Source organism: Erwinia sp. MYb416 (assembly GCF_037479575.1).
Lineage (GTDB): Bacteria > Pseudomonadota > Gammaproteobacteria > Enterobacterales > Enterobacteriaceae > Erwinia > Erwinia rhapontici.
On record NZ_JBBGYT010000441.1, the window covers coordinates 437,829 to 456,361 of the forward strand.

Annotated in this window: 17 protein-coding genes; all 17 read left to right on the plus strand. The window is 55.2% G+C overall.

Annotated elements, in window-relative coordinates; genetic code table 11:
- On the plus strand, window positions 1-684 hold a 684-nt coding region (locus WH277_RS25475; protein ID WP_339507319.1), incomplete at its 5' end, for a thiamine pyrophosphate-dependent enzyme.
- A gap of 2 nt (window positions 685-686) precedes the next feature.
- Window positions 687-1,178 carry an acetolactate synthase small subunit gene (gene ilvN, locus WH277_RS25480; protein WP_133842312.1) on the plus strand — a complete coding sequence of 164 codons (492 nt, stop codon included), beginning with the start codon at window positions 687-689 and terminating at the stop codon, window positions 1,176-1,178.
- A 161-nt stretch (window positions 1,179-1,339) separates the two neighbouring features.
- Entirely contained in the window at window positions 1,340-2,350 is a 1,011-nt protein-coding gene (cra, locus tag WH277_RS25485; RefSeq protein WP_133842311.1) for a catabolite repressor/activator, read from the plus strand.
- A 516-nt stretch (window positions 2,351-2,866) separates the two neighbouring features.
- Window positions 2,867-3,325 carry a division/cell wall cluster transcriptional repressor MraZ gene (gene mraZ, locus WH277_RS25490; protein ID WP_133842310.1) on the plus strand — a complete coding sequence of 153 codons (459 nt, stop codon included), beginning with the start codon at window positions 2,867-2,869 and terminating at the stop codon, window positions 3,323-3,325.
- A 2-nt stretch (window positions 3,326-3,327) separates the two neighbouring features.
- Complete coding sequence (gene rsmH, locus WH277_RS25495) at window positions 3,328-4,269, plus strand: 16S rRNA (cytosine(1402)-N(4))-methyltransferase RsmH (protein ID WP_133842309.1); 942 nt, start codon at window positions 3,328-3,330, stop codon at window positions 4,267-4,269.
- Window positions 4,266-4,586, plus strand: coding sequence for a cell division protein FtsL (gene ftsL, locus WH277_RS25500; RefSeq protein WP_133842308.1), 321 nt, complete (start codon window positions 4,266-4,268; stop codon window positions 4,584-4,586). The genes rsmH and ftsL overlap by 4 nt, the downstream gene beginning before the upstream one ends.
- A 15-nt stretch (window positions 4,587-4,601) precedes the next feature.
- Window positions 4,602-6,368, plus strand: a complete 1,767-nt coding sequence (locus WH277_RS25505; protein ID WP_339507320.1) for a peptidoglycan glycosyltransferase FtsI — start codon at window positions 4,602-4,604, stop codon at window positions 6,366-6,368.
- The gene (gene murE / locus WH277_RS25510; RefSeq protein ID WP_133842306.1) at window positions 6,355-7,842 is read left to right on the plus strand and encodes a UDP-N-acetylmuramoyl-L-alanyl-D-glutamate--2,6-diaminopimelate ligase; all 1,488 of its coding nucleotides are present in this window, start codon (window positions 6,355-6,357) and stop codon (window positions 7,840-7,842) included. The genes WH277_RS25505 and murE overlap by 14 nt, the downstream gene beginning before the upstream one ends.
- Window positions 7,839-9,200 carry a UDP-N-acetylmuramoyl-tripeptide--D-alanyl-D-alanine ligase gene (gene murF, locus WH277_RS25515; protein ID WP_133842305.1) on the plus strand — a complete coding sequence of 454 codons (1,362 nt, stop codon included), beginning with the start codon at window positions 7,839-7,841 and terminating at the stop codon, window positions 9,198-9,200. The genes murE and murF overlap by 4 nt, the downstream gene beginning before the upstream one ends.
- Window positions 9,194-10,276, plus strand: a complete 1,083-nt coding sequence (gene mraY, locus WH277_RS25520; protein ID WP_133842304.1) for a phospho-N-acetylmuramoyl-pentapeptide-transferase — start codon at window positions 9,194-9,196, stop codon at window positions 10,274-10,276. Before murF ends, mraY begins: the two co-directional genes overlap by 7 nt.
- Before the next feature lie 2 nt (window positions 10,277-10,278).
- Window positions 10,279-11,595, plus strand: a complete 1,317-nt coding sequence (gene murD, locus WH277_RS25525; RefSeq protein ID WP_133842303.1) for a UDP-N-acetylmuramoyl-L-alanine--D-glutamate ligase — start codon at window positions 10,279-10,281, stop codon at window positions 11,593-11,595.
- Complete coding sequence (gene ftsW / locus WH277_RS25530) at window positions 11,595-12,803, plus strand: cell division protein FtsW (RefSeq protein ID WP_133842302.1); 1,209 nt, start codon at window positions 11,595-11,597, stop codon at window positions 12,801-12,803. The genes murD and ftsW overlap by 1 nt, the downstream gene beginning before the upstream one ends.
- Before the next feature lie 3 nt (window positions 12,804-12,806).
- On the plus strand, window positions 12,807-13,865 hold the full coding sequence (gene murG, locus WH277_RS25535; protein ID WP_133842301.1) for an undecaprenyldiphospho-muramoylpentapeptide beta-N-acetylglucosaminyltransferase: 1,059 nt from the start codon (window positions 12,807-12,809) through the stop codon (window positions 13,863-13,865).
- 81 nt (window positions 13,866-13,946) lie between these two features.
- Window positions 13,947-15,422 carry a UDP-N-acetylmuramate--L-alanine ligase gene (murC, locus tag WH277_RS25540; protein WP_133842300.1) on the plus strand — a complete coding sequence of 492 codons (1,476 nt, stop codon included), beginning with the start codon at window positions 13,947-13,949 and terminating at the stop codon, window positions 15,420-15,422.
- On the plus strand, window positions 15,415-16,335 hold the full coding sequence (locus WH277_RS25545) for a D-alanine--D-alanine ligase (RefSeq protein ID WP_339507321.1): 921 nt from the start codon (window positions 15,415-15,417) through the stop codon (window positions 16,333-16,335). Before murC ends, WH277_RS25545 begins: the two co-directional genes overlap by 8 nt.
- Before the next feature lies 1 nt (window position 16,336).
- Window positions 16,337-17,194, plus strand: a complete 858-nt coding sequence (ftsQ, locus tag WH277_RS25550; protein WP_133842298.1) for a cell division protein FtsQ — start codon at window positions 16,337-16,339, stop codon at window positions 17,192-17,194.
- Complete coding sequence (gene ftsA / locus WH277_RS25555; protein WP_048914885.1) at window positions 17,191-18,447, plus strand: cell division protein FtsA; 1,257 nt, start codon at window positions 17,191-17,193, stop codon at window positions 18,445-18,447. Before ftsQ ends, ftsA begins: the two co-directional genes overlap by 4 nt.
- Window positions 18,448-18,533 lie beyond the last annotated feature (86 nt).

The following is an 18,533-nucleotide window of genomic DNA, read 5'->3' on the forward strand; positions in this document are numbered from 1 at the left end:
CGCGACTGGTGGCAGAGCATCGATCAATGGCGTTCACGTCAGTGCCTCGAGTTTGACCGTACCAGCGATAAGATCAAGCCGCAGGCGGTGATCGAAACCATCTATCGCCTGACAAATGGCGATGCTTACGTCACTTCCGACGTGGGTCAGCACCAGATGTTTGCTGCGCTCTATTATCAGTTTGATAAACCACGCCGCTGGATCAACTCCGGTGGCCTGGGAACGATGGGCTTTGGCCTGCCGGCTGCACTGGGCGTGAAGCTGGCTCTGCCGCAGGAAACCGTCGTGTGTGTCACTGGCGATGGCAGTATTCAGATGAATATCCAGGAGCTGTCTACCGCGTTGCAGTACGGCATTCCGGTACTGGTGCTGAATCTGAACAACCGTGTCCTGGGCATGGTGAAGCAGTGGCAGGACATGATTTATTCCGGTCGCCATTCGCAGTCGTATATGGAATCGCTCCCTGATTTTGTCCGCCTGGCAGAGGCTTATGGTCACGTAGGTATCTCCATCAGCCATCCTGATGAACTGGAATCGAAGCTGGCAGAAGCGCTCGAACATCTGGGCCGCGAGCGCCTGGTGTTTGTTGATGTTAACGTTGACGGCACGGAACACGTTTACCCGATGCATATTCGCGGTGGCGGTATGGACGAAATGTGGTTGAGCAAAACGGAGAGGACGTAACTATGCGTCGTGTATTATCGGTTCTGCTGGAAAACGAATCCGGCGCATTGTCCCGCGTGGTAGGCCTGTTCTCCCAGCGCGGCTATAACATTGAAAGCCTGACCGTGGCACCCACGGACGATCCGACGCTGTCGCGTATGACGATTCAGACCGTGGGTGACCAAAAGGTTCTGGAGCAGATCGAGAAGCAGCTGCACAAGCTGGTTGATGTGCTGCGTGTCAGCGAACTCGGGCAGGGCGCTTTCGTCGAGCGTGAGATCATGCTGGTGAAGATCCAGGCCAGCGGCTATGGGCGTGAAGAGGTCAAACGCTGTGCTGAAATTTTCCGTGGTCAGATTGTGGATGTAACGCCATCGCTTTACACGGTTCAGCTTGCGGGCACCAGTGACAAGCTGGATGCCTTCCTCAGCGCCGTACGTGAAGTCGCGGAAATCGTTGAAGTTGCGCGTTCAGGTATTGTTGGTGTGGCGCGCGGCGAACGCATTATGCGTTGATAGCTTCCCACCCGAATCCCGAATGTTTGTTAACCCGGCGTAATGCCGGGTTTTTTTATTTTGTCACAAAGCCCCTGTCGCAGATGAAAAGCGGTTGCTCGCTAAACTATTCTGCGGTTAGATGTTACAAATACTAATCCATAGCGAATTGTGGGGTTATTGTGAAACTGGATGAAATTGCGCGCCTCGCGGGTGTTTCGCGTACGACGGCCAGCTACGTGATTAATGGCAAGGCCAAGCAGTATCGTGTCAGCGATAAAACCGTCGAGAAGGTTATGGCGGTGGTGCGTGAGCATAATTACCATCCGAATGCAGTGGCTGCGGGGTTACGCGCCGGACGCACGCGTTCGATAGGACTGGTTATTCCTGACCTGGAAAATACCAGCTACACAAGGATTGCGAACTATCTGGAGCGCCAGGCCCGCCAGCGAGGCTACCAGTTACTGATCGCCTGTTCGGAAGATCAGCCTGATAACGAAATGCGCTGTGTGGAACACCTGCTGCAACGCCAGGTGGATGCCATTATTGTCTCTACCTCCTTGCCGCCGGAGCACCCGTTCTATCAGCGCTGGATTAACGATCCACTGCCTATCATTGCTCTGGACCGTGCGCTGGATCGTGAGCACTTTACCAGCGTGGTGGGTGCCGATCAGGATGATGCCGAAGCATTGGGTGCTGAATTGCGTAAGTTGCCCGCAAAATCAGTGCTTTTCCTGGGGGCGTTACCGGAACTGTCCGTCAGCTTCCTTCGTGAGTTGGGCTTTCGGGATGCATGGAAAGGGGACGAACGGCCGATCGACTACATTTATGCCAACAGTTTTGAGCGCAGTGCCGCAGCAACATTATTTGAAAAATATCTGGAAACCCATGACATGCCTGAGGCGCTGTTTACCACATCTTTCGGCCTGTTGCAGGGCGTAATGGATGTGACGTTGCGTCGGGAAGGGCGGCTGCCGCAGGATTTGGCCATCGCCACATTTGGCGACCATGAGTTACTGGACTTCCTCGATTGCCCGGTGCTGGCCGTGGGGCAGCGACACCGCGATGTTGCGGAGCGTGTCCTTGAGTTGGTGCTTGCCAGCCTTGATGAGCCCCGTAAACCTAAACCGGGTCTGACACGAATCCGTCGTAATCTTTATCGACGGGGTCGTTTAAACCGTAAAACAAACTGAAAACTCAGGGCAGCGAAAGCTGCCTTTTTCTTATCTGTCCAACAGGGTGGGCACAATTTAGCCATGATGGTGGAGAGAGGTCGGGTAAATAAAAGTAAAAAGATAGGCTGAATGTCAGCATCTGATTATAAAGCCTGACGTTTATAAATACTCTGTAACTTGCCAGTCACAGTACCCTGCGCTGTCACTGGGGTTGTGCTGGGAAAATTTTAAGAAATAACTTAAAATGCCGCCCACGTCGCAAAGCGGGCAGCTTATTTTTTGCGATGAATAGGTGGTAAGTTTTTGAGCAATTGACAGGCTTGTGAGAATTTCCTGCCATTATTCATTAGTTTATTTTTAAATTTCCTCTTAAGGTCGTTTGTTTTTAACTTCCCCCTATTTTACCTCACGAAGAAATAGTGCCATTCAGTCATTGCTGCGGCTTGACAATGTTTTCCTCTGCTCCGTACACTCTTTTGGTGGGAATTTGTGGAGTTAAGTGGTGATCTTGGGTAACTGGGGGGTGAGACTGGCATGTTCCGAGGGGCAACGTTAGTCAATCTCGACAGCAAAGGGCGGCTTGCCGTGCCAACGCGCTATCGCGAAACGCTGATCGGGGAATCACAAGGGCAAATGGTTTGTACCATTGACCTCCACCAGCCATGCCTGTTGCTCTATACCCTGCCCGAATGGGAAATTATTGAACAAAAGCTGTCTCGTTTATCCAGCATGAACCCAGCAGAGCGCCGTGTACAACGCCTGTTACTGGGGCACGCCAGTGAATGCCAGATGGATAATGCAGGCCGTTTGTTGCTGGCGAATACCCTTCGTCAACATGCGAGTCTGACAAAAGAAGTGATGCTGGTTGGACAGTTCAACAAGTTTGAGCTGTGGGATGAACAGACCTGGTATCAACAAGTCAAGGAAGATATTGACGCAGAGCAGTCCTCTCAGGCGCCTTTGTCTGACCGGCTGCAGGATTTGTCGTTATAGCTATGCAGGATACTTTTAAACACACCACAGTGCTTTTAGATGAGGCGGTAAACGGCCTCAATATTCATTCTGACGGCATCTACATTGATGGCACCTTTGGGCGCGGTGGACATTCACGCCTGATCCTTTCCCAACTGGGAGAGCAGGGACGTTTGTATGCCATCGACCGCGATCCGCAGGCTATTGCCGCCGCTGCTGAGATCACCGATCCGCGCTTCAACATCATTCATGGCCCTTTTTCCGCACTGGCGGAGTATGTCGAAGAGCGTGGGCTCACCGGAAAAATCGACGGGATCCTGCTGGATCTGGGTGTTTCTTCACCCCAGCTTGATGATGCCGAACGTGGTTTCTCCTTCATGCGCGATGGGCCGCTGGATATGCGTATGGACCCCACGCGCGGTCAGTCGGCGGCCGAGTGGCTGCTGAAAGCAGAAGAAACAGACATTGTCTTTGTGCTGAAAACCTTTGGTGAAGAGCGCTTTGCTAAACGTATCGCACGCGCCATTGTTGAGCGCAACCGCGAACAGCCAATGACCCGAACCAAAGAGCTGGCCGACGTGATCTATGCGGCAACGCCAGTCAAAGACAAGTTTAAACACCCTGCTACGCGTAGTTTCCAGGCAATCCGTATCTGGGTAAACAGTGAGTTGGAAGAAATTGAGCAGGCGCTGAAAGGTGCACTGAGCGCATTGTCTCCGGGTGGACGTCTCTCGGTGATCAGCTTCCACTCGCTGGAAGACCGCATTGTGAAGCGTTTTATGCGTGAACAGAGTCGCGGTCCTCAGGTGCCTCATGGTATCCCGATGACCGAAGCACAGCTGAACAGCCTGGGCGGACGTCGTCTGAAAGCCCTGGGGAAAATGATGCCTGGCGACACTGAAGTTGGTGATAACCCGCGCGCGCGCAGTTCCGTACTGCGTATTGCGGAGCGCACGGCGTCATGATCGGCAACGAACGTCACAGCCTGCCGGGAGTGATCGGCGGGGACCTGCTGCGCCATGGCAAGATCCCTCTGATCCTGCTGGTTGCCTCGCTGGTTTCAGCCGTGCTGGTGGTGACGACGGCACACAAAACTCGCCTGCTGACCGCTCAGCGCGAGCAGCTTGTGCTGGAACGCGACGCCCTCGATATCGAGTGGCGTAACCTGATCCTTGAAGAGAATGCACTGGGCGATCACAGCCGGGTGGAACGCACAGCAACGGAGAAACTTCAGATGCAACACGTTGATCCTTCTCAGGAAAATATTGTGGTACAGCAATAAGGACATACGGACTCAATGAGAGCCGCAACCAAAACGCAGAAGTCGAAACGCACGGAAGATCAGGCCAGCTTTGTAAGCTGGCGTTTTGCGTTGCTGTGTGGCTGTATTTTTCTGGCGCTGGCAGGCCTGCTGTTGCGGGTTGCGTATCTTCAGGTCATTAACCCTGACCGACTGGTGCGAGAAGGGGATATGCGCTCACTGCGCGTTCAGGCCATCCCAACCTCGCGCGGGATGATCAGCGACCGTGCGGGCCGACCACTGGCGGTCAGTGTGCCGGTCAATGCGATCTGGGCCGATCCGAAAGAACTGCACGACAAAGGCGGTATTACGCTAGACAGCCGCTGGAAAGCCTTATCCGATGCGCTTTCTATCCCCCTTGACCAGTTGGCGGCACGTGTTAATGCCAATCCGAATGGCCGCTTTGTTTATCTGGCGCGTCAGGTGAATCCAGCCATTGGCGATTACATCAAGAAACTCAAACTGCCGGGTATCTTCCTGCGTGAAGAGTCACGCCGCTATTACCCTGCCGGGCAGGTGACCTCCCATCTGATTGGTTTCACCAACATCGATGGACAGGGCATTGAAGGCGTTGAGAAAAGTTTTGATAAGTGGCTGACAGGTCAACCGGGCGAACGTACGGTGCGTAAAGACCGTTTCGGCCGCGTGATTGAAGATATTTCCACGGTAGACAGCCAGGCAGCGCATAACCTGGCGTTGAGCATCGACGAACGCCTTCAGGCACAGGTCTATCGCGAATTGAATAACGCCGTGGCGTTTAACAAGGCGGAATCAGGTACGGCGGTGCTGGTGGATGTGAACACGGGCGAAGTGCTGGCGATGGCGAACAGTCCGGCCTATAACCCGAATAACCTGTCTGGTACCACCAAAGATGTGATGCGTAACCGTGCTATCACCGATATTTTCGAACCGGGTTCCACCGTCAAACCGATGGTGGTGATGACGGCGCTGCAACGTGGCGTGGTTCGTGAAGGTAGCGTACTCAACACGGTGCCTTACCGGATTAACGGCCATGAGATTAAAGACGTGGCGCGTTACAGCGAATTGACGCTGACCGGGGTACTACAGAAGTCGTCTAACGTCGGTGTTTCACGACTGGCGTTAGCGATGCCGTCCAATGCGTTAGTGGATACTTACTCTCGTTTTGGGTTCGGCAAAGCGACCAATTTGGGGTTGGTCGGAGAAAGCAGTGGCTTATATCCTCAAAAACAACGGTGGTCTGACATAGAGAGGGCCACCTTCTCTTTCGGCTATGGGCTAATGGTAACGCCGTTACAGTTAGCGCGAGTCTACGCAACAATGGGCAGCTACGGCATCTATCGCCCATTGTCGATTACCAAAGTTGACCCGCCGGGGGGGGGGCAACGCGTTTTCCCTGAAGCGCAGGTGCGCACCGTGTTGCACATGATGGAAAGCGTTGCTTTGCCCGGTGGCGGTGGCGTGAAAGCTGCGATCAAGGGTTACCGTATTGCGATTAAAACCGGTACGGCGAAGAAAGTCGGTCCGGACGGCAAGTACGTGAACAAATACATTGCTTATACCGCGGGTGTTGCACCCGCCAGCAACCCTCGTTTTGCACTGGTGGTGGTGATTAACGATCCCCAGGCAGGAAAATATTACGGCGGTGCGGTATCTGCGCCCGTGTTTGGCGCCATCATGGGCGGTGTATTGCGCACCATGAATGTTGAACCGGATGCGCTACCCACCAGTGACAAGAACGAGATGGTAACTAACAAGAATGAGGGATCGAGTGACCGATCGTAATCTGCGCGACTTACTGGCCCCCTGGGTGCCTGGCGCACCGGAGCTCCCACTGCGTGAAATGACGCTGGACAGCCGTATTGCGGCATCCGGCGATCTGTTTGTGGCGATAAAAGGCCACGCGGCCGACGGGCGCCGTTTTATTCCTCAGGCGATTGCCCAAGGCGTGGCGGCAGTGATTGCCGAAGCCGAAGGTGAAGCAGAAGACGGACAGATCGTGCAGATGCACGGTGTGCCGGTGATCTTCCTCGCACAGCTTTCTCAGCGTCTGTCTGCGCTGGCCGGGCGTTTTTATCAGCAGCCAGGTGAGAAACTGAAGCTGATTGGCGTCACGGGTACTAATGGAAAAACCACCATCACCCAGCTGCTGGCTCAGTGGGCGCAGTTGTTGGGCGAAACCGGTGCGGTGATGGGCACGGTGGGTAACGGTGTCTACGGACAACTGGCACCTGCGGAAAATACGACAGGCTCGGCGGTGGATGTGCAGCACCTGCTGGCCTCGCTGGTGAACAAAGGCGCTACGCTGGCAGCGATGGAAGTCTCCTCACACGGCCTCGTGCAGCATCGCGTGGCTGCTTTGCCGTTTGCGGCAGCTGCGTTCACCAACCTGAGCCGTGATCACCTTGACTATCATGGTGATATGACGCGTTACGAAGCGGCTAAATGGCTGCTGTTCTCCGAGCATCAGGTGGGCCAGGCGATCATTAATGCGGATGACGATGTGGGTCGCCGCTGGCTGGAAAAATTGCCCGATGCCGTCGCGGTCACGATGGAAAATAATTTACAGCCCGGCTGCCGTGGGCGCTGGCTGAAAGCAACAGACGTTAACTACCACGATGGTGGGGCCTCTGTGCGTTTTGAATCCAGTTGGGGGAACGGTGAAATTGAAAGCCGCCTGATGGGGGCATTTAACGTCAGCAATCTGCTGGTGGCACTGGCTACGCTGCTGTCTCTGGATTATCCGCTGGCTGCACTGACCTCTACCGGCCAGCAACTGCTGCCAGTGACCGGGCGTATGGAAGTGTTCAGCGCACCGGGCAAACCAACGGTGGTGGTGGATTATGCCCACACGCCGGATGCTCTGGAGAAAGCGCTGGCAGCCGCGCGACTGCACTGTAAAGGTCAGCTGTGGTGCCTGTTCGGCTGCGGTGGCGATCGTGACAAAGGTAAACGTCCGCTGATGGGGGCCATTGCCGAGCAGTTTGCCGATGTCGTGGTGATTACTGACGACAACCCACGCAGCGAAGATCCGGCGGCGATTGTTGCCGATGTACTGAGTGGACTGCTGGATGCGGGCCGTGCACGCGTGGTGATGGGACGTGCGCAAGCGGTCACTAACGCGGTAATGCAGGCGCAGGAAGGCGACATTGTTCTGGTGGCGGGTAAAGGCCATGAAGATTATCAGATCATCGGTAACCAGCGCTTTGATTACTCTGACCGTGTGACCGTCGCACGTCTGCTGGGGGTTCTCGCATGATTGCTTTTACGCTACGGCAACTGGCAGACATCACCGGCGGCACGCTGTATGGCAGCGACCTGACGATGGATGCGGTCACCACGGATACCCGTAAGGTCACCGCAGGCTGTCTGTTTATCGCCTTGAAAGGCGAACGCTTTGATGCACATGACTTTGTTGCTGATGCACTCACCTCGGGTGCGCTTGCGTTATTAGTGAGTAAGCACTTACCTGTCGCCGTGCCGCAGGTGGTGGTGGCGGATACCCGTATTGCACTGGGCCAGCTGGCAGGTTGGGTCCGTCAACAATCGGGTGCCCGCGTTGTGGCGCTGACTGGCTCCTCTGGCAAGACCTCCGTGAAAGAGATGACGGCCGCTATCCTGCGCGAATGTGGTGAGACGCTGTATACCGCCGGAAACCTGAATAACGACATCGGTGTGCCACTGACGCTGCTTCGTCTGACAACCGATCATCAGTATGCGGTGATTGAACTGGGGGCTAACCACCAGGGCGAGATCGCATACACCACTGAACTGACCCGGCCGGAAACGGCGCTGGTGAATAATCTTGCTGCCGCGCACCTGGAAGGGTTCGGGTCGCTGGCGGGCGTGGCGAAAGCCAAAGGTGAGATTTTTAACGGCCTGCCGCTGCATGGCACTGCGATTATCAACAACGACAGCAACGACTGGCCGCACTGGCAGCAGGCGCTGCATGCCAAAACGGTCTGGCGTTTTTCGCCCGAGCAGCAGGCTGACAGTGATTTTTATGCCACGGACGTGACATTTAGCACTCAGGGCACGCAGTTCACCTTACATACGCCGAAAGGCGATGTGGCGGTGATGCTGCCGCTGCCGGGGCGTCACAATATTGCCAACGCGCTGGCCGCCAGTGCACTGGCGTTATCGGTTGGCGCGCCGCTGAGTGCAGTAAAACAAGGGCTGAGTTCGCTGCAAGCCGTTCCGGGGCGTCTGTTCCCGGTGATCTTGGGTGCGGACCAGTTGCTGCTGGACGACAGCTACAACGCCAACGTGGGTTCGATGACCGCCGCCGCACAGGTACTGGCTGAGATGCCGGGTTATCGCGTGATGATCGTCGGCGATATGGGCGAACTGGGGGCTGAGGCCGCCGAGTGCCACCGTCAGGTGGGTGCAGCCATACAGGCCGCCGGTATCGACAAAGTATTAAGTGTAGGTTCACTCAGCCAGGACATCTCTGATGCCAGCGGTGTGGGTGAGCACTTCCGTGATAAGGCAGCACTCAGCGCGCGTGCGCGTGAGCTACTGTCACAACATCAACAGATTACCGTATTGGTTAAAGGTTCACGCAGTGCTGCGATGGAGCAGGTTGTGCAAACCTTACAGGAGAAAGGCGCATGTTAGTCTGGCTGGCCGAGCATCTGGTCACATTTTATTCCGGCTTTAACGTCTTTTCGTATCTGACGTTTCGCGCCATTGTCAGCCTGCTGACCGCGCTGTTTATCTCCTTGTGGATGGGGCCGCGAATGATTGCCCGCCTGCAGGAAATGTCTTTTGGTCAGGTTGTACGTAACGACGGCCCGGAATCGCATTTCAGCAAGCGCGGCACGCCGACGATGGGCGGGATTATGATCCTCACTGCCATCACGATTTCAGTGCTGCTGTGGGCCTATCCTTCCAATCCGTATGTCTGGTGCGTACTGTTCGTGCTGTTAGGCTATGGCGCCGTTGGCTTTGTGGATGACTATCGTAAAGTCGTGCGCAAAGACACCAAAGGCTTGATTGCCCGCTGGAAATACTTCTGGCAGTCGGTGATTGCGCTGGCTGCGGCTTTCGTGATGTACATGATCGGCAAAGATACCCCGGCGACCGAACTGGTTGTGCCGTTCTTTAAAGACGTGATGCCGCAACTGGGGCTGCTGTATCTGCTGCTGGCTTACTTTGTGATTGTCGGCACCAGCAATGCGGTCAATCTGACGGATGGCCTTGATGGCCTGGCGATTATGCCCACCGTTTTTGTTGCTGCGGGCTTTGCCCTGGTGGCCTGGGCAACGGGTAACGTGAAGTTTGCTGAGTATCTGCATATTCCGTATCTGCGCCATGCCGGTGAACTGGTGATTGTCTGTACCGCGATTGTCGGTGCGGGCTTAGGGTTCCTGTGGTTCAACACTTACCCGGCACAGGTCTTTATGGGTGATGTGGGTTCACTGGCGCTGGGCGGCGCGCTGGGAACCATCGCCGTGCTGCTGCGCCAGGAGTTCCTGCTGGTGATCATGGGCGGTGTGTTTGTGGTGGAAACGCTGTCGGTGATCCTGCAGGTCGGGTCGTTCAAACTGCGCGGGCAACGTATTTTCCGCATGGCGCCGATCCACCATCACTATGAATTGAAAGGCTGGCCAGAACCTCGCGTCATCGTGCGTTTCTGGATCATTTCACTGATGCTGGTGCTGATTGGCCTGGCAACACTGAAGGTGCGTTAATTATGGCTGACTATCAGGGTAAAAAAGTGGTCATTATCGGGTTGGGTCTGACGGGCCTCTCCTGTGTTGATTTCTTTGTCTCACGCGGCGTAACGCCACGCGTGATGGATACCCGTGTCGTGCCACCGGGGTTGGAAAAGCTGCCGGAAAACGTCGAGCGCTGGTTGGGTTCGTTAAATGATGACTGGCTGCAAAGTGCCGATCTGATTGTTGCCAGCCCGGGTATGGCGCTGAGCCATCCTTCGCTGATGGATGCCGCCGATGCGGGGGTGGAAATCGTTGGCGATATCGAGCTGTTCTGCCGTGAAGCGCAGGCACCGATTGTGGCTATCACCGGTTCCAATGGGAAAAGCACCGTCACCACGCTGGTGGGAGAAATGGCGAAAGCGGCGGGCTGGCAGGTGGGTGTCGGCGGCAATATTGGTTTGCCAGCGCTGATGCTGCTGGACAACCCCGCGCAGCTGTATGTGCTTGAGCTCTCCAGCTTCCAGCTGGAGACCACCGTCAGCCTTCGGGCGGCAGCGGCCACGATCCTCAACGTCACTGAAGATCATATGGATCGCTATCCGCTGGGAATGCAGCAGTATCGCGCCGCTAAGCTACGTATTTATGAAAATGCCGCCGTCTGCGTGGTGAACGCTGACGATGCGATGACCATGCCAGTCCGCGGAGCGGATAAACGCTGTGTCAGCTTTGGTGCTGATGTGGGCGATTATCATCTTAATCGCCAGCAGGGCAGTGTCTGGCTGCGCGTGAAAGGCGAGAAAGTCTTAAACACCGACGAAATGCACCTCGTCGGTCAGCACAATTATACCAATGCCCTGGCGGCACTGGCGCTGGCCGATGCCGTGGGCCTGCCGCGAGCCACCAGCCTGAAAGCATTAACCACCTTTGGAGGCCTACCACACCGCTTCCAGCTGGTGCATGAACACAATGGCGTACGCTGGATTAATGACTCCAAGGCCACCAATGTCGGCAGCACAGAAGCTGCGCTGAATGGTTTACAGGTGAAGGGAACGTTGTGGTTGCTGCTGGGCGGTGATGGCAAATCGGCGGATTTCAGCTCGCTGAGCCGCTATTTGCAGGGCGACCGTATCCGTACTTACTGCTTTGGCCGTGATGGTGCGGCGCTGGCCGCCTTGCGTCCGGAGATTTCAGTGCAGACGGAAACGATGGCTGAAGCGATGCAACAGATTGCCGACCAGGTTCAGCCGGGTGATCTGGTGCTGCTCTCTCCCGCCTGCGCCAGCCTGGACCAGTTTAAGAACTTTGAGCAGCGTGGTGACGTCTTTGCTCAACTGGCGCGGGAGGCAAACTGATGCGTGTACCGGGTCTGAGCCTGGCCGGTGGCCTCTCCGAACGCCTGAAATCCTGGGTGATGGGATCGCGTGAAAGCGATACCAACTCTATCGTGTTGTATGACCGTACCCTGCTGTGGCTGACCTTCGGCCTGGCGATTATTGGTTTCGTGATGGTGACGTCCGCGTCGATGCCGGTAGGGCAGCGTTTGTCTGACGACCCATTTTATTTTGCCAAGCGTGATGCCTTCTACATTGCGCTGGCGCTGGGGATGTCGCTGGTCACCCTGCGCATCCCGATGGATTTCTGGCAGCGTTACAGCAACATCATGCTGCTGGCCTCCGTGCTGATGCTGCTGATCGTGCTGGTGGTGGGTAGCTCGGTCAACGGGGCTTCGCGCTGGATCGCTCTTGGGCCACTGCGTATTCAGCCTGCAGAATTATCGAAGCTGACGCTGTTCTGTTACCTCGCCAGCTACCTGGTGCGCAAGGTAGAAGAAGTACGTAATAACTTCTGGGGCTTCTGTAAGCCAATGGGTGTGATGGTGGTGCTGGCTGTGTTACTGCTGGCCCAGCCTGACCTTGGCACGGTGGTCGTGCTGTTTGTTACTACGCTGGCCATGTTATTCCTGGCGGGGGCGAAACTGTGGCAATTCCTGGCGATTATCGGCTCCGGCATTTTTGCTGTGTGTTTGCTGATTGTTGCTGAACCTTACCGAATGCGTCGTGTGACCTCCTTCTGGAATCCCTGGGAAGATCCCTTTGGCAGTGGTTACCAGTTAACCCAATCGTTGATGGCCTTTGGCCGAGGCGAATTCTGGGGGCAGGGATTAGGTAATTCTGTGCAAAAACTGGAGTATTTACCTGAAGCACACACCGATTTTATCTTCTCGATTATCGGTGAAGAACTGGGTTATATCGGTGTGGTTTTAGCCCTGTTAATGGTATTCTTCGTCGCTTTTCGCGCGATGTCCATCGGACGTCGTGCTTTAGAGCTCGATCAGCGTTTTTCGGGCTTTCTGGCGTGTTCTATCGGTGTCTGGTTTAGCTTCCAGGCGTTGGTAAACGTTGGGGCCGCAGCGGGCATGTTACCGACCAAAGGTCTGACGTTGCCGCTGATCAGTTACGGTGGATCGAGTCTGATTATTATGTCGACCGCTATCGTATTTTTATTACGCATAGATTATGAAACGCGCCTGGCGAAAGCGCAGGCGTTTAGCAGAGGGTAGTCGATGAGTGGAAAGCGACTGATGGTGATGGCAGGCGGTACTGGCGGGCATGTTTTTCCCGGGCTGGCGGTCGCACACCATCTGATGGCGCAGGGCTGGCAGGTGCGCTGGCTGGGTACCGCTGACCGGATGGAAGCGGACTTAGTGCCGAAGCATGGTATCGACATTGATTTTATCCGCATTAGTGGACTGCGTGGCAAAGGGATTAAAGCGTTGCTGGCTGCGCCATTGCGTATCTTCAATGCCTGGCGCCAGGCGCGGGCAATTATGAAAGCCTGGAAGCCCGATGTTGTGTTGGGTATGGGCGGTTATGTGTCCGGTCCAGGTGGCCTTGCGGCATGGAGCTGTGGGATTCCGGTGGTGCTGCACGAACAGAACGGGATTGCCGGATTAACCAACAAATGGCTGGCAAAGATTGCGACCACCGTAATGCAAGCCTTTCCCGGCGCGTTTCCCAAAGCGGAAGTGGTGGGTAACCCGGTGCGGACCGATGTACTGGCTCTGCCGTTACCGGCGGTACGTTTAGCCGGACGCGAAGGCCCAACCCGTATACTGGTCATTGGCGGCAGTCAGGGCGCGCGCGTGCTCAACCAGACGATGCCTCAGGTGGCAGAGTTGCTGGGTGATGACATCAGTTTGTGGCATCAGGTGGGTAAGGGCGCGCTCGACGCGGTCAATCAACATTATGCTCGTGTGAACCAGACGCAACATCGGGTGTCGGAATTTATCGACGATATGGCCAGTGCTTATGCCTGGGCCGATGTGGTGGTGTGTCGTTCCGGTGCGTTGACCGTCAGTGAAGTGGCGGCAGCAGGCTTACCGGCGATCTTCGTGCCATTCCAGCACAAAGATCGTCAGCAGTACTGGAATGCCCTGCCGCTTGAGCAGGCCGGAGCCGCCAAAATTTATGAGCAGCCGGAATTTACCGCCGAGATAGTGGCTGCCACTCTGGCTCGTTGGGATCGTGCAACGTTATTGCAGATGGCTGAAAAAGCGCGTGCGGTGGCGATCCCGGATGCAACTGAGCGTGTCGCAGCTGAAGTCAGCAAAGCGGCAAAATAATTTCCAGGGGTCGGGCATACCCGACCTGATTGAGAATAGTAGGGGCCAGGCATGCCTGGCCCGCAGCAACACAGGTAAGAGATGAATACACAGCAACTGGCAAAACTGCGTTCGATCGTGCCCGAGATGCGTCGCGTCCGGCACATTCACTTTGTTGGCATCGGTGGTGCTGGCATGGGTGGTATTGCCGAAGTGTTAGCGAACGAAGGATATGAAATCAGTGGGTCAGACCTGGCACCGAATGCGGTGACGCAGCATCTGAGCGCGCTGGGGGCGACCATTTACTTTAACCATCGCCCGGAAAACGTCAGTGATGCCAGCGTCGTGGTGGTGTCTACCGCGGTATCGCAGGACAACCCGGAAGTGGTGGCCGCACGTGAAGCCCGTATCCCGGTGATCCGCCGTGCGGAAATGCTGGCTGAACTGATGCGCTTCCGTCATGGCATTGCGATTGCGGGTACGCATGGCAAAACGACCACCACCGCGATGGTGTCGAGCATTTACGCTGAAGGCGGCCTCGACCCGACGTTTGTTAACGGTGGCCTGGTGAAAGCCGCAGGGACGCATGCGCGCCTTGGCAGCAGCCGCTACCTGATTGCAGAAGCCGATGAGAGTGATGCATCGTTCCTGCATTTGCAGCCGATGGTGGCAATTGTGACGAATATCGAAGCCGATCATATGGATACTTACCAGGGCGACTTCGAAAACTTAAAGCAGACGTTTATAAACTTTCTGCATAACTTACCGTTTTACGGGCGTGCAGTGCTGTGTGTCGATGATGCGGTGATCCGCGATTTGATCCCACGCGTTGGCCGCCAGATCACCACCTACGGCTTCAGCGATGACGCTGATGTGCGCGTTGAGAACTACGAACAGCGCGGTGCACGTGGGCACTTTACGCTGGTGCGCCATGATAAGCCGCTGATGCACGTTACGCTCAATGCGCCAGGCCGTCACAATGCGCTGAATGCAGCGGCTGCAGTGGCAGTAGCGACCGAAGAGAACATTGAGGATGAAGATATCCTCAGTGCGCTGGAGAGCTTCCAGGGCACCGGACGTCGCTTTGACTTCCTTGGTGAGTATCCGGTGACGGATGCGAAGGGTCAAAGCGGTACTGCGATGCTGGTGGATGATTATGGCCACCATCCAACGGAAGTGGACGTAACGATTAAAGCAGCACGTGCAGGATGGCCGGATAAAAATCTGGTGATGATCTTCCAGCCGCACCGTTATACCCGTACCCGCGATTTATATGATGATTTTGCTAATGTTTTGTCGCAGGTTGATGTGTTATTGATGCTGGATGTCTATGCTGCTGGTGAGTCACCGATTCCCGGGGCAGACAGTCGCTCCCTGTGCCGTACTATTCGTGGTCGTGGCAAGGTTGACCCTATCCTGGTCTCTGATCACGATGCGGTATTGGAAATGCTGTTGCCAAAACTGTCCGGCAACGATCTGATTCTGGTTCAGGGTGCCGGTAACGTTGGGCGTATTGCCCGCACCTTGTCCGAGCAAAAGTTACAACTGCAGACGATTAATGAGGAACATCATGGCTGAGAAAGTAGCGGTATTGCTGGGTGGAACCTCCGCAGAACGTGACGTATCGCTGTTATCTGGCGCTGCGGTACTGAAAGGTTTGCAGGAAGCGGGTATTGATGCACATCCGGTAGATATCCGCGATGTGCCTGTTTTACAACTGAAAGCACAGGGCTTTGATAAAGCCTTTATCGCCCTGCATGGTCGTGGTGGTGAAGATGGGACATTGCAGGGCGTGCTGGAATTTCTCAACATTCCTTACACCGGCAGCGGTGTGATGGCGTCCGCAATCACCATGGACAAACTGCGCAGTAAGTATCTGTGGCAGGGGTGCGGTTTACCGGTTTCGCCGTTTGTCGCCCTGACGCGTAAACAGATGGATGACGGCCTGACGCCTGAGGAACTGGCAAGCATCGATGCGCTTGGCCTGCCGTTGTTCGTTAAACCGAGCCGTGAAGGGTCGAGCGTAGGTATTTCGCGGGTGAATGAAGCCTGGCAATTCCCTGCGGCACTGGATGAAGCTTTCCGTCATGACGATGAAGTGCTGGTTGAAGCATTTCTTAGCGGGCCGGAGTATACGGTGGGCGTGATTGGTGAAGAAATCTTACCTTCTATCCGTATTCAGACCGCCAGTGAGTTCTATGACTATGAAGCAAAATACATTTCTGACGATACTCAGTACTTCTGCCCATCTGGGCTGAGTGCGGAGCAGGAAGCGGAATTAAGTGAACTGGTGATCGCGGCATGGCGTGCACTGGGTTGCAGCGGCTGGGGCCGTGTTGATGTGATGATGGGTGGCGACGGGCGTTTCTATCTGCTCGAAGTCAATACTTCCCCGGGAATGACCAGCCACAGTCTGGTTCCGATGGCGGCCAAACAGGCTGGCATGAGCTTTTCACAGCTGGTGACGCGCATTCTGGAACTGGCCGACTGATATGTCTCAGGCTGCTCTGAATGTCCGCAACCGTGAAGCGCAAGAAAAAGCACGCCCCGGTACCGGGCGCAGCAACGGTTCGCGCCTTGCTGGGATCGTTTTCCTGCTGATGGTCATGGGTGTGATGCTGGCTGGCGGTTTTGTGGTGTTGAAGTGGATGAACGATGCCTCCAGGCTTCCGTTGTCGAAGCTGGTGGTCACCGGTCAGACGCATTACACCACGAACGATGACATCCGCCAGGCGATTTTGTCGCTGGGTGAACCCGGCACATTTATGTCGCAGGATGTGGATGTTATTCAGCAACAGATTGAACGCTTGCCGTGGATTCAGCAGGTGAGCGTACGTAAGCAGTGGCCGGACGAATTAAAAATTCATCTGGTTGAGTATGTCCCGGTTGCACGCTGGAATGATGTGCATATGGTTGATGCAGAAGGTAAATCGTTTAGCGTTCCGGCCAGTCATCTCGGCAAAGAAGTGATGCCAATGTTGTATGGCCCCGAAGGCAGCGAGTCCGAAGTGTTAACCGGCTTCCACCAGATGAGTGATGTTCTGGCGGCCAGTAAATTGAAATTGAAAGCGGCATCCATGACCGCACGGCGTTCATGGCAGTTGGTGCTAGAGAATGATATCCGGCTTGAGCTGGGGCGAAACGAAGACATGAAGCGGCTGCAACGCTTTATCGAGTTATACCCCACCCTGCAACAGCAGGCCCAGTTGGATAACAAGCTTATTACCTACGTTGATCTGCGTTACGACTCTGGCGCAGCAGTAGGATGGGCACCAGCACCTATCGCGGCCGCTGACAGTAATCAGCAACAGCAACAAACTCAGGCACAGGCACAGGCTAAACAACAATGATCAAGTCGACGGACAGAAAACTGGTAGTTGGACTCGAGATAGGCACCGCGAAGGTGGCCGCCCTGGTAGGGGAAGTTCTGCCTGATGGCATGGTGAATATTATCGGGGTGGGCAGCTGCCCGTCTCGTGGGATGGATAAAGGCGGGGTCAATGACCTGGAATCGGTAGTCAAATGCGTTCAGCGTGCTATCGACCAAGCCGAACTGATGGCTGATTGCCAGATTTCGTCTGTTTACCTTGCATTATCGGGCAAACATATCAGTTGTCAGAACGAAATAGGGATGGTTCCTATTTCCGAAGAGGAAGTGACACAGGAAGATGTGGAGAATGTGGTACACACCGCAAAATCCGTCCGTGTTCGTGATGAACACCGCATCCTCCATGTTATTCCGCAAGAATATGCGATCGACTATCAGGAAGGGATCAAAAACCCGGTCGGATTATCCGGGGTGCGCATGCAGGCGAAAGTGCATCTGATCACCTGTCACAATGATATGGCGAAGAACATCGTCAAAGCGGTAGAACGCTGTGGCCTGAAAGTGGATCAGTTAATTTTCGCCGGGCTGGCCTCCAGCTTTGCCGTATTGACTGAAGATGAACGCGAGCTGGGCGTCTGCGTGGTTGACGTGGGTGGCGGCACAATGGATATCGCTGTGTATACCGGTGGCGCGCTGCGCCATACCAAAGTGATCCCGTACGCGGGTAACGTGGTCACCAGCGATATCGCCTACGCCTTCGGCACGCCGCCGACAGATGCTGAAGCGATTAAAGTTCGCCACGGCTGTGCACTGGGTTCCATTGTCGGCAAAGACGAAAATGTGGAAGTCCCCAGTGTGGGTGGCCGTCCTCCACGCAGCCTGCAACGTCAGACGCTGGCAGAGGTTATTGAACCGCGTTACACCGAGCTGCTGAATCTGGTGAACGACGAAATCCTGCAATTGCAGGAGCAGTTACGCCAGCAGGGCGTTAAACATCACCTCGCGGCCGGTATCGTACTGACGGGTGGCGCAGCACAGATTGAAGGATTGGCGGCTTGCGCCCAGCGTGTATTCCACACGCAGGTGCGCATCGGACAGCCGTTGAATATCACGGGATTAACGGATTACGCGCAGGAGCCGTACTACTCAACAGCGGTTGGCTTACTGCACTACGGAAAAGAATCTCACCTTAACGGTGAGGCAGAAGTAGAAAAAAGAGCCTCAGTGGGTAATTGGTTCAAGAAAATCAACAGCTGGCTGAGAAAAGAGTTTTAATTTTTACCAAAGGGGATCATGCTGTACCTAAGCAATTTTTACGTTGCAGGTATAGACTTATTGGTGATCTCCAGGCGAACAGGCAC